The sequence below is a fragment of the Clostridium sp. LIBA-8841 genome (genome assembly GCF_034439435.1).
Lineage (GTDB): Bacteria > Bacillota > Clostridia > Clostridiales > Clostridiaceae > Sarcina.
Genome location: NZ_JAPCKJ010000001.1, coordinates 424,706 through 436,068 on the forward strand (window position 1 = coordinate 424,706; position 11,363 = coordinate 436,068).

Here is an 11,363-nt window from a genome sequence, read left to right on the forward strand (position 1 = left end):
TTATGATTCCACATAAATTATTAACATAACATCATTTAATATATCATAAGTAAAAAGAAAAAAACAGAAGAAACTATATCAAAAGTAACTTTAAATAAAACTTATAAATATATTCCTAGAATTACTAGATTTTAAGTGAAAGTCCAAATTTTTAATTTGGTACCTTGAACTTATGCAATCGAATATCATGAGATTGTATTCCTAAGAAAATAACAGTCTCGGCTTCTTAACGCAAACTCTTTTACGTAATAGCTTAAATTCTAAAGTTCATCTAGATATTTTCTTCATATTATTTATAAATTTTATTATTTAAAGTTTTGACATAGTTCCTTCTTAAAATCATAGTGAAAATCTATTATACTAAACTTATTATTTTATAATTAAGGTTTCAATATACTTTAATTTTATACGATACCTTGATCTAACATCGCATCTGCAACCTTCTTAAATCCAGCAATATTGGCACCAACTATCAAGTTTCCACCATATCCGTATTCAGAAGCTGCATTTCTAGAATTATAATAGATATTTTTCATTATATCCTTAAGTTTTGAATCAACTTCTTCAAAAGTCCAAGACATTCTTAGACTATTTTGACTCATTTCTAAAGCTGATGTTGCTACTCCACCTGCATTAGCAGCTTTTGCTGGAGCAAATAAAATTTTATTATCTACAAAAAGTTTTTGAGATTCTAAAGTTGAAGGCATATTTGCACCTTCTCCTACAGCGATTACTCCATTATCAATTAAAGTTTTTGCACTATTTGCATCTATTTCATTTTGAGTAGCACAAGGAAGTGCTATGTCACATTTAACATTCCAAATCCCTGAAAATCCTTCAGTGAACTTAGCACTTTTAACGTAATTTACATATTCAGAAATTCTTCCTCTTTTAACTTCCTTAATTTCTTTTACAACTGCTAAATCTATTCCATTTTCATCATATACATATCCTGATGAATCGGATAGAGCAACTACTTTTCCACCAAGCTCTTGAACTTTTTCTGTAGCATATATTGCAACGTTTCCTGATCCTGATATAACAACAGTTTTTCCTTCTATTGTTTCCCCATTATCTTTTAACATTTCATCTACGAAATATGCTAATCCATATCCTGTAGCTTCTTTTCTAGCTAAGCTCCCACCATAAGTTAAGCCTTTGCCTGTTAAAACTCCGGCATCTACAGAGTTTTTAAGCTTTTTATATTCTCCGAACATATATCCTATTTCTCTTCCACCAACTCCAATATCTCCAGCTGGTACATCTGTATTAGGGCCTATATGTCTATAAAGCTCACTCATAAAACTTTGACAGAATCTCATTATTTCTCTATCTGATTTTCCCTTAGGATCAAAGTTTGATCCACCTTTTCCTCCTCCAATTGGAAGAGTTGTTAGTGAATTTTTAAAGATTTGCTCAAATCCTAAGAATTTTATTATACTTAAATTAACTGAAGGATGAAATCTTAATCCACCTTTGTATGGTCCTATAGCACTATTAAACTGTACTCTATATCCTCTATTAACTCTTACATTACCAGCATCATCAACCCAAGGAACTCTAAACATTATAACTCTTTCTGGCTCTACCATTCTCTCTAAAATCCCTTCTTCAATATACTTTGGATTTTTTTCAAGGACAGGTACTAAAGAATATAAAACCTCTTCTGCAGCTGCTAAGAATTCATTTTCTCCAGGATTATTCTTCTTTAAATCTTCCATTAAATTGTCTACATATTTTTTTACTTGCATTTTAATGCCCCCTTGTTGTTTTTTAAATTATATATTAACCATGGCTTCTTAAATCCGCCCCATCTAATTTGAATTTTAAGTATTTAACCATAGTTTTTATTAAAGTTTAGTCAAGAGAGATTAACCTTTTAACTAAATCTTATTTTATATTATAACACTAAATACCATTTATTGAATATTAATCTTAAATATTTAATAAATTAATAATTTTACCATTCAGTATATTTTAATTAATCATTTTTATCATTAAAATATCTTAATTTCAACTCTTTTTTTACTTATATTATAATTTCTCAACATTTTCTTTTATTGTGAATTATCTTTAATCCTTTAAAAGAAGGCTATGTTTTAAACTTTCAAATTGCTCTTCTTTTTCTATTCCTTAAACAGCTACAATTAATTATAATTCACGAGTAATTTCTTTTATACTATTAACTATTCTATAATTTTTATACTTATCATTGGCTATTAATTTCTTATGAATCTTTAAAAACTCATCATATAATTTATTATAATAAAGAAGACAATGATTTTAACATTGTCTTCTTATATTTAAAGTTTAAATTTATTTGTTTTTCCTGTATTTCTTTCTTATTGTTATCACTGAAACTATAAGTAAAATACCTATTACAGCTACAAATCCTAAAAGAACTTTTCCTTGTGTACTAAGTATTTGTTCTTTACTGGCTTCCTCTTGCTGAACCTTATTATTTTCATTCATTAAAAATGTTGTATTACCTTTTTGATCTATTAGTACAGCTTTTCCTTCAAGTTTATTTATTAAAGCTTCATCGTTTAAATATTCTCCTGCATACACAAGTGATTTAGCATTTGGAGCAGTTATAACCATAACTCCACTATCCTTGTTAAAAGTTGACTTACACAATTGTATAGAAGAAACTTCCTTAGCGTAGTCGGGATTTATGTTTAACTTATCATTTCCTTCAAAAGAAGTAAAATCTCCATTGAATTTTATTGGTAATGATTTATTAACCTCTTTTATAAGTGGATTCTCCTCAGGAGTTCCTATAAGTATGAGATTCTTTTTCTTTAAATCATCTGTTAAATCTGAATATTTAACAACCTGGATTTCTCCGCTATTTTCATTTATATTTCTTCCAATATAAGAACTAATATCTAATCCCATATCTAAATAATCTAAATAAGGCTTATCAGGAACTACAATAACGGTATTATTTATAGAATTATTTTTTATGAATGGATATGGCAAATATTTTAAGTCATAATCACTTCTATCTGTAAAGGAAAGATTTAAATAAGAATCCTTTGACACAAAAGCCCAAGGAGTTTGTTGTTCTGTAAAATCACAGTATTCATCATTCATTTCTAAATCAAATCTAACCTGAATATTTAAAGCCGAATCATCCCTAATTTCTTTTGGTATTTTAACCTCTAAACTGTCATTATCAGCATCATCAACAGAAAGCTTTTTACTTCCAGCAGGTACTCCATTAACTAATACCGTTAAAAGTGACTTATCAAAATCTAGATTTTTAGAATACTTAACCTTTGCTACTATGCTTGCTTGGTCGTTTAACACTCTATTTTTTGGAACATCTACACTTAAATTCATTGTTTGTTTAAATGGTCCCTCCATAAATGAATTATCATATCCAAGACTATCAAAGGTCATTTTTACTCCATTATTAGACTCCGGTGTTACAACTTTCATATCATCATTTATAAACATAACATTATTAGGCTCTTCTTTAATTATACTTTCATTTCCTAGAGCTCTAGTTGCCTTAGTAAGAAGTTTAGGATTATTACTTATTACTAATAATAGTCTTTTTCCCTTATTATAAGGAGATATAACTTGTTTTATAATAGCCTCATTATCTAATCTCTTTTCCTCTTCTCCACTTAAAAGACTCATAAATTCTTTAGGAGTATTTTCTTTGGTTCCAATGAAAATCAAGTCATCATTTGAACCTTCATTAACCTCTGAAAAAGTGCTTATACTTCCATGTAACTCGTCACTTTTTTTCAAAGTTCCTAAAGAACTTCCAACATACATAGCCGCAGTAGCTTCATCATTATTATAATTGTCTGGTAGGCAGACCTTAAAATTTCCCTTTGTATCACTACTTTTTAAGTAAGGATATGGATAATATTGAAGTGTTGCCGGTGAATTTAATTCCTTAAAATCAACATGGACAAAGGAATCCTTACTATAAACAATCCAATTGGCAGGATTACTATCATCAGTACAAGGAAGATCACTTATTCTCCTTGCTGATTTTATAGTTACTTGATTTACTCCTTCTTTTAAAACATCTTTTGGAATAGGAACTTTCCATGTCTCTTTATATTTAAATTTTCCATTTAATTTTGTTGAACTTATCGGTACATCGTTTATATATACTGTAAGAGTAGATATATCATCTACTAAAAGTTCACTTTGAGTAAATATTAAATTTAAATAAGCATCCTGAACATCCCACATTTTGCTTATATCAAAGTATATACTTTCTGAAGATATAACACTACTTTCTTTATAATCACTTCCAAATATAAAATTTTTACTTAACACATTGTCATAATATTCAGCTCCATAGGCCTTAGTAGAAAATAAATTACTTGATAGCATAAGGCCACATATTAAAAAGGAACTAATTATTTTTTTCATTCATATCACCTCTAATCTTCTGTTAATCAAACCTTTCCGTCTTATACCACTTAACTTCTCTTTTGAACAATTTATCTTTAACATATTGAATCATTGCATTTATAGTTACAATTAACCAAAGTTGTGAATATGTAAAATACATTATTGCAACTAAAAAAATATTTTCAATGGTTGCTTCACCTTTTTCTATGGTTAATGTTATTGAAACTTCTAAGATATACAAAACATAGGCTAATATCCATAATATTAAGAAATTCGCCGAAACCTTAACCTTTATATCTGTAAATATTCCCAATATAAATAAAATATCAGATATAATAACAGATGCTAAAAATAAAAAGTATACTGTGAAAAAATAAGATATGTCAAACATTACAGTCTTGGAATTACCTTTAAATATTGTTTTTATATACTTAGCTAAAACATATATATTCCCCTTTGCCCATCTTGTTCTCTGCTTAAACCATACCTTTAAAACTTGTGGCTCTTGTTCCCATGTTACTGCTAAAGGATGAAAGGCTATTTTATATCCTAATTGATATATTCTAAAACTTATTTCTGTGTCTTCTGCAATGGCTTTAGTATCCCATCCACCAAGTTTCTCTATTATACTTCTCCTTATAACAAAATTGGTTCCCGGAATTGTACATAAGTTAAAAAGTTGCCATCTTCCAGCTTGTGCAATCCATTGAAAACTTAAAGTTTCTATATTTATAAATTTAGTTAAAAGATTTCTCTTTTTATTTCTAGTTCTGAATTTTCCTATAACAGCCCCTAAAGTTCTGTCTTTATGAATTCTAGTTATTAAATGCCTTAAGGCTAAGCTTTCTGCTGTGTTATCAGCATCATAAATGGCTATATAATCTCCAGTAGACTCCTTATATCCTAAATTTAGTGCATTAGACTTTCCCTTGCCTCCTGTTACACTATCTGTTGTTATTATTTTAAAAATACATTCTGGGAAGTCTCTTTTTGCTCTTTCTAATTCATCTCCTGTATTATCGCTTGAATTATCATTTATAACTATAAGCTCCATCTTATCCTTTGGATAATTAAAAGACAGAAGGGATTTTGCTGTCTTATATATAACTCTTCCCTCATTATGGGCTGGAACTAATATTGATACTGTAGGACATTCACTATCCTTAAGAAGAGGAAACTTTTTATTATTTATGTAAGAATAATACTTATAACCACCTAAAGATAAGATTATGTTGACTAGAAGTAATACCCATATAGAAGCTAAGGAATATAGAAATAAATAATTTACTACTGTATTACTCATATTATCACCTATAAAACTTTTTCTTTCCTTTTATTTTGAAGTTTATAAAGATTATTATAAATACTATAATAAATCCTCCAACAACAAAAATTAATATATTATTTATGTTATTTACAACTCCCTTATTCCCATTGATATTTTGCTCTTCATTTAAGTTATCTTGAGAATAGTTTGTGGAAACAACTCCATCACTGGATTTAACCTCTATACCTTCCCATTTAACCCAATTGTTATAGTCTTTCATATTTAAAAACTCAACATTATTTGACTTTAAGAAATTAATTATCTTCTTTAAATCATCCATACCTACAAAAGAATGATAGAAAAATCCACCTTCTGGGGCTCTAACTATATTTAAAATATCGTAGTTTCTCTTTAAATTATTAAACCACATCTCATCATTAGGATCTACATACTCTAAGTTTTCAGGTATTAACATGTTGAAACATTCAGTGTTCTTTAATATATAAGGATATGATGTTGTTGTGAAATTATCATCACTACTTTGGTATTGTCCAACATAAGTTGAAAAATATTTTTTAATCTCCTTATATCCCTTTGAATCCATGCCATAATGTGGTGCCTCAAAACCTAAAGGATAAATCCCATTTTTTACACACTCTTTTATAGCATCTCCCATATTATCATGTATATATGTACTTAAATCCCAAGTAACAGGTGAATTATTCTCTTCATCCCAAAACTCAAAATCTTCATCATCATTAGCACCTTTAAATCCACCATGATCATATCCATGTAAAATTACACTTCCCCCTTTATCTTGCATGTATTTTATTGTATCAACAAACTCTGGCATATCAGAAAGCTTAGTTACATGGCCAGTTTTTAAATTTCTATATGTTGGTATAAGAGCTATAATAAATGGTATTCCTTCTCCATATAGATAATCAGCCATTTCTCTTAACTCATTTGTATCTCTAAAAAGATGAACATCTTCTATTCTTACAAAGATTCTTGGTTTTCCTTCTCTATTTATTTGAAAGAAATCATTTAAAGAATCAGCTAACATGAAAAGATTCATAGTTTCATCAGGCAAAAGAGACATGTGATATAAGTTATTTTTAACCCACATATTGGGATACTGTTCTCTTCCATCACTAACATATGAATATACTTTATTAAGTTCTTCAGGATTTATAACTACTGAATTAATATTCTTACTTATGTAAAACTTCTTTGTTTCTCCATCATCTTTAAAATCATCCCTATTATAATTTACCTCTTGTACATTTATGTTTTGAATTCTATATTCTAAATCATATTTTTTTAAATCTAAATACTTTTCTAAGCCTGTTCCTATAAAATATATTTTTCCAGTATAATTGTTTAAATCATTATATAACGTCTTATTTTCTCTATTTCCATTTAGAGATATTACTATCATATAATTGTAGCTATTAACATCTCCCTTTTTGTAATCATCAATATTCATAGTTTCAGCTTTTTTATTTCCGTAAGCCCCTAGTAATTCACTTACAGAGTTTAAAATATTATAATCTAAAGAAAAAATAGTCTCCTTATCATACACTATTAAAACTTTTTCTTCTTTACTCAATGCCATAGTTTTCTTTAATGGAACTACCAAAAATATTAGAAGTACTGATAAAAAAAGTGCTAAAACCTTTTTATACATCAAACTCTAATTCTCTTTCAGCTATTTCTTTAAATTCTATGGCATTTTTAATATTTTCATCATATTGAGCGATTCCTATTTTAACTTCTAACATAATACTTTCATCTTTATTTTTAACTCTCTTACTTATATTTTGAAGTTTCTCCTTTAATCTTCTCTTAACTACTTCTGCTCCTTTCAAATCTGTCTCTTCCATTAATACAGCAAAATAATCCTCTCCAAATTTATAAGTCATATCTTCATTTCTAACTGAAGAACTTAAAGCATCGGCTATATCAACTTCTAGCTCTTTTAAACTATTTGGATCTAATATGGATTTGAATTCATTAAAATATGGAAAAGTTATAATCATAAGTGTTAAAGGATATCCTCTTCTTTTAGCCCTACTCATTCCTCTTCCTATATCTTGATAAAATCCTCTTAGATTACTTAAACCTGTTCTTTTATCTATTGTAACTAAACTTTCATGTGATTCTTTAATTTTCATATACTCTTCTTGAATTTGATTTAAAACTGTTGAAAAACATCCTACAGTTATAGTTATTATTGGAATAAAAATTATCCATATGTACACATTAGGACTTACTTCTTCTAACTTTACAAAGTTATTATATAAGTTTAAGGATGCATATATAAATATGGTTATTATACTTGAAATTATAGAAAATATTGACCCTTTTAAGTATGCAAAAAAAGAAATCACTATGATTATCCCTATTAATATAAAGTCCTCTAAGTTTAAACTTTTTAACCTTAAAGATAGTATTATAAGAAGCACAGATATTTCTAAAAGTAATGTCAAAAATAAACCATCTAAAACTTTGCATTTATTCTTCAAAAAAACACCTCCTATATAAACTAATTTTATGTATATTTTTTATTTAATAATAATTCTTATTTATTGTTTTTTCAATACGCCTTAACACTTTTAAAATCTTTTGTTTACATAATTCATATTTTTACACAATTTGCATATTATAAATATATTCTATGTATTTTTTATGTATTTATATCATAAAAAAATACTATGATTTTAGCATATCAAAATCATAGTATTTTTATAATTTTTTTTATTATCTAATAACCTTTTGAGGATTTGAAAAGAAAAATAAATCCAGCATTTTCTGATTTATTAAAACTTCATATGCAACCATCTTAGTTTCCCATCTAACTACAATAACATAAACTTTTTTATCATTTTGAACCTTATTATAGCATTTTTTGACCTTTGCATTAGAGTATCTCTTAAGTTCACTATTACCTAAAGGTGCCACGATTTCAACTTCTCTTAAATTTATATTACCCTTTACTTTTCTTCTAACTCTCTCGTAAATAGCACTTATCTCAAGTTCTCCATCAGTAAATTCATAATCATACTCAACCATAGATAGTCTTTTTGCTATAAAAAGTGGTAAACATATTATTAATAAAAAGATTAATGCCGGTATTAATCCTACAAACATGAATATTCCTGCCGCAAAAAACAAAGATATAATCATAACTGGTGCTATTAGTTTATGTAATGCTGATTCTTCACTTTTAATACTTAATTCGTAAAATTTCTCCATACCCTTCTCCCTCTTATATTTGTTTTTTCTTACATTATATCATAAAATTTTCTTTGGTTTCATATAAGAGGATAGTAATAAATATTAATTTTTTGTATTATTTCCACATTATTTATTTTAAATTTTAACATTAAAATAATTTTATTTTGCAATTTTTATTCTTTAATCTTTCATTTTTCTTAATAAAGTGATAAAATTAAATAGTATTAAACTTTGATAGGAGTGTTAAACTATGGATAAAAAGATAGCTATTGATTGGAATAATCTTGGTTTCTCTTATATGAAAACAGATTACCGTTATATTTCTCATTATAAAGATGGTAAATGGGATGAAGGAAAATTAGTTACAGACAACAAATTGAGTATAAGTGAAGCTTCAACTGCGCTTCATTACGGACAACAATGCTTTGAAGGTTTAAAAGCTTATAGAAGAAAAGATGGAAAGATTCAACTTTTTAGAGTAGATGAAAATGCTAAAAGAATGAATAGATCATGTGATAAACTTTTAATGCCTGAAATACCAGTTGAAAAGTTTATAGATGCTTGTATGCAAGTTGTTAAAGCTAATGAAAGATTTGTACCTCCATATGGTACTGGTTCAACTCTTTACATAAGACCTTTCATGATAGGTGTTGGTGATAATATCGGAGTTAAATCTGCTCCTGAATTTATATTCTCAGTATTCTGCGTTCCTGTTGGGCCATACTTTAAAGGCGGAATGAAACCTGTAAACTTTATGATTGCAGATTATGATAGAGCTGCTCCTAAAGGAACTGGTGCCGCTAAAGTTGGTGGAAATTACGCAGCAAGCTTGAAAGCTCATGAAATAGCAGCTAAAAAAGGCTTTGCTGATTGTATATACTTAGATCCAGCAACTCACACTAAAATTGAAGAGGTTGGAGCTGCAAACTTCTTTGGAATAACAAAAAAAAGTGAATTTGTTACTCCATATTCAGAATCAATACTACCTAGTATAACAAAATATTCTTTAATGCAAATAGCTAAGGATTATTTAAAAATGCCTGTATTCGAGAGAGATGTTTTAATAGATAACTTAGATGAATTCGCTGAAGCTGGTGCTTGTGGTACAGCTGCTGTTATAACTCCAATAGGAGGAATAGAATATAAAGATAAACTTCATGTTTTCTATAGTGAAACTGAAGTTGGTCCTACTACTAAAAAACTTTATGAACTTTTATCAGGAATGCAATTTGGAGATGTGGAAGCTCCTGAAGGATGGATATTTGAAGTTAAATAATACATAAATTAAGAGGGAGTATACACTCCCTCTATTTTACTTTACATATTCTTTTGGCTTTTAATAAAACCTTCTTTTATTTCACTAAGTAAGTCACTATAGGCTTCATCTTGATTTATTACCTTAAATGTTTCATTACCAATTCTAACAAACTCATCTGTTAATGATATAAGCATATACTCTTCACCCATATAAACTCCGTATGAATTTAAACTTGATGAGTCTTTAAAAGTTTTTAGTATTTTTATATCCTTAAGTCCATTATATAAATTTTCTATGGTATTCTTATTCCCTATTTCGTAAGCTTCAACTTTTGGAATTCCATTAATATCAACTTTCATCTCAGTTATGATTATATACTTTGGTCTTTCCTTAAACATATTAGAAGCCGTACCTATTTTAATAGGCATAAGGAAATAGGAACCAATAGTTATTAATAATATAGCTAAAAAAGCAATCACTATTCTACGCAAGAATTTCATAAATTCCCTCAAAAATAATTTCTTACTTTATTACTACTCCTCTTACTTCTAAATTATTCTTTTTTGCTAAATCTTTATAAATTTCTAAAACATCTTTTTCCTTAAAAAACATAGGAAAACTCAAATTATAATTTCCCCATATGGTCATAGGAACTTTTCTTAAATAAACTGTACAAAAGAAAAGTTCTCTTGTATTAAGTTTAGTTATAAAAGACATAAGCTCTTTGGATTGACATTCAAAAAAAACACTATTTATATCATCACTCTCAATATGATTCTTAAGTATTTCTTTGTCATCCCCTTCTAAGTTTTCTAAAAGCCTATTCTTACTTTCCTTATCTAAATTCTTTATATAAAAATCAACTATTACCTCCCCTTCTTCTAGTTCAAAAAGTTCATTGAAGAAGTTTATAAAGTCCTCTTCTTTTTCCTCAAAACTCTTTTCTTTACCGCCATACTCTAAAAGCCCATTTGAATAAGTATCTAAACCATTTAATATATTATTAAATCTTATATGAATCTTTTCTTTAAAATCCTCTTCACTTATTGATTTTAAAATCTTGCTCATTACTTAATCCTCCTTCAAGAAAATCAATTTTAACTTTAGTCTCTACCTCAAGATAATGCTGATTTTAAGAGAGTCAATTATACAGAGCTTAAAATCAGCGACAATTTTAAACTCTTATACAAGACTAAACGTATTTTTCTTTATACT

The 11,363-nt window shown here is 27.7% G+C and carries 9 protein-coding genes; 1 reads left to right on the forward strand and 8 read right to left on the reverse strand.

Features of this window, described 5'->3' with window-relative positions; all coding sequences use genetic code 11:
• Nucleotides 1-404 precede the first annotated feature (404 nt).
• From gdhA to OIF33_RS01730, 6 genes are all read right to left on the reverse strand, one after another.
• On the reverse strand, nucleotides 405-1,751 hold the full coding sequence (gdhA, locus tag OIF33_RS01705; RefSeq protein WP_322502497.1) for an NADP-specific glutamate dehydrogenase: 1,347 nt from the start codon (nucleotides 1,749-1,751) through the stop codon (nucleotides 405-407).
• Nucleotides 1,752-2,316: 565 nt separating this feature from the next.
• Entirely contained in the window at nucleotides 2,317-4,401 is a 2,085-nt protein-coding gene (locus tag OIF33_RS01710) for a cellulose biosynthesis cyclic di-GMP-binding regulatory protein BcsB (protein ID WP_322502498.1), read from the reverse strand.
• 22 nt (nucleotides 4,402-4,423) lie between these two features.
• Nucleotides 4,424-5,686 carry a glycosyltransferase family 2 protein gene (locus OIF33_RS01715; RefSeq protein ID WP_322502499.1) on the reverse strand — a complete coding sequence of 421 codons (1,263 nt, stop codon included), beginning with the start codon at nucleotides 5,684-5,686 and terminating at the stop codon, nucleotides 4,424-4,426.
• A 4-nt stretch (nucleotides 5,687-5,690) separates the two neighbouring features.
• Nucleotides 5,691-7,340: a DUF2334 domain-containing protein gene (locus OIF33_RS01720; RefSeq protein ID WP_322503247.1), complete on the reverse strand. Its 1,650-nt coding sequence runs from the start codon at nucleotides 7,338-7,340 to the stop codon at nucleotides 5,691-5,693.
• Nucleotides 7,333-8,178, reverse strand: coding sequence for a GGDEF domain-containing protein (locus tag OIF33_RS01725; RefSeq protein WP_322502500.1), 846 nt, complete (start codon nucleotides 8,176-8,178; stop codon nucleotides 7,333-7,335). The genes OIF33_RS01720 and OIF33_RS01725 overlap by 8 nt, the downstream gene beginning before the upstream one ends.
• Before the next feature lie 235 nt (nucleotides 8,179-8,413).
• Nucleotides 8,414-8,908, reverse strand: a complete 495-nt coding sequence (locus OIF33_RS01730) for a hypothetical protein (protein ID WP_322502501.1) — start codon at nucleotides 8,906-8,908, stop codon at nucleotides 8,414-8,416.
• Between the two features lie 232 nt (nucleotides 8,909-9,140).
• Between OIF33_RS01730 and OIF33_RS01735 the strand changes: the two genes are divergently transcribed.
• The gene (locus OIF33_RS01735) at nucleotides 9,141-10,166 is read left to right on the forward strand and encodes a branched-chain amino acid aminotransferase (protein WP_322502502.1); all 1,026 of its coding nucleotides are present in this window, start codon (nucleotides 9,141-9,143) and stop codon (nucleotides 10,164-10,166) included.
• 41 nt (nucleotides 10,167-10,207) lie between these two features.
• On the opposite strand, the gene OIF33_RS01740 is transcribed toward OIF33_RS01735, so the two are convergent.
• Together OIF33_RS01740 and OIF33_RS01745 are read right to left on the reverse strand one after the other, a co-directional pair.
• On the reverse strand, nucleotides 10,208-10,648 hold the full coding sequence (locus tag OIF33_RS01740; RefSeq protein ID WP_322502503.1) for a hypothetical protein: 441 nt from the start codon (nucleotides 10,646-10,648) through the stop codon (nucleotides 10,208-10,210).
• A gap of 22 nt (nucleotides 10,649-10,670) precedes the next feature.
• Nucleotides 10,671-11,216 carry a hypothetical protein gene (locus tag OIF33_RS01745; RefSeq protein WP_322502504.1) on the reverse strand — a complete coding sequence of 182 codons (546 nt, stop codon included), beginning with the start codon at nucleotides 11,214-11,216 and terminating at the stop codon, nucleotides 10,671-10,673.
• Nucleotides 11,217-11,363: the final 147 nt, after the last annotated feature.